This window comes from Pseudomonas violetae (genome assembly GCF_023072615.1).
Taxonomy (GTDB): domain Bacteria; phylum Pseudomonadota; class Gammaproteobacteria; order Pseudomonadales; family Pseudomonadaceae; genus Aquipseudomonas; species Aquipseudomonas violetae.
In genome coordinates this window covers 1,961-3,291 of sequence record NZ_JAKNRW010000076.1, presented here as the reverse complement: position 1 = coordinate 3,291, position 1,331 = coordinate 1,961, and the positions used below count along the sequence as shown (strand labels likewise).

At 49.1% G+C, this 1,331-nt stretch carries 1 rRNA gene (cut by a window edge); it reads right to left on the bottom strand.

Annotated features, from left to right (window positions below):
• Positions 1–1,166, bottom strand: a 23S ribosomal RNA gene (locus L9059_RS30375) (it extends 1,820 nt beyond the left edge of the window).
• Between the last annotated feature and the right edge of the window lie 165 nt (positions 1,167–1,331).

Genomic DNA, 1,331 nt, shown 5'->3' with positions numbered 1-1,331 from the left:
ACCTATGATACCCGTAGCTTCGGTGTATGGTTTGAGCCCCGTTACATCTTCCGCGCAGGCCGACTCGACTAGTGAGCTATTACGCTTTCTTTAAAGGGTGGCTGCTTCTAAGCCAACCTCCTAGCTGTCTAAGCCTTCCCACATCGTTTCCCACTTAACCATAACTTTGGGACCTTAGCTGACGGTCTGGGTTGTTTCCCTTTTCACGACGGACGTTAGCACCCGCCGTGTGTCTCCCATGCTCGGCACTTGTAGGTATTCGGAGTTTGCATCGGTTTGGTAAGTCGGGATGACCCCCTAGCCGAAACAGTGCTCTACCCCCTACAGTGATACATGAGGCGCTACCTAAATAGCTTTCGAGGAGAACCAGCTATCTCCGAGCTTGATTAGCCTTTCACTCCGATCCACAGGTCATCCGCTAACTTTTCAACGGTAGTCGGTTCGGTCCTCCAGTTAGTGTTACCCAACCTTCAACCTGCCCATGGATAGATCGCCCGGTTTCGGGTCTATTCCCAGCGACTAGACGCCCTATTAAGACTCGCTTTCGCTACGCCTCCCCTATTCGGTTAAGCTCGCCACTGAAAATAAGTCGCTGACCCATTATACAAAAGGTACGCAGTCACCCAACAAAGTGGGCTCCCACTGCTTGTACGCATACGGTTTCAGGATCTATTTCACTCCCCTCTCCGGGGTTCTTTTCGCCTTTCCCTCACGGTACTAGTTCACTATCGGTCAGTCAGTAGTATTTAGCCTTGGAGGATGGTCCCCCCATATTCAGACAAAGTTTCTCGTGCTCCGTCCTACTCGATTTCATGACTAAGAGATTTTCGCGTACAGGGCTATCACCCACTATGGCCGTACTTTCCAGAACGTTCCGCTAATCTCAAAGCCACTTAAGGGCTAGTCCCCGTTCGCTCGCCACTACTAAGGGAATCTCGGTTGATTTCTTTTCCTCAGGGTACTTAGATGTTTCAGTTCCCCTGGTTCGCTTCTTAAGCCTATGTATTCAGCTTAAGATACCTAACTTATGTTAGGTGGGTTCCCCCATTCAGACATCTCCGGATCAAAGTCTGTTTGCCGACTCCCCGAAGCTTTTCGCAGGCTACCACGTCTTTCATCGCCTCTGACTGCCAAGGCATCCACCGTATGCGCTTCTTCACTTGACCATATAACCCCAAGCAATCTGGTTATACTGTGAAGACGACATTCGCCGAAAATTCGATTGAGCTCCTAAGAGCAACTCACAAATTTTACCTTAGCCTGATCCGTTACCAGTGAAAGTAACGTTCAGTCTATCTTTCTATCACATACCCAAATTTTTAAAGAACGAA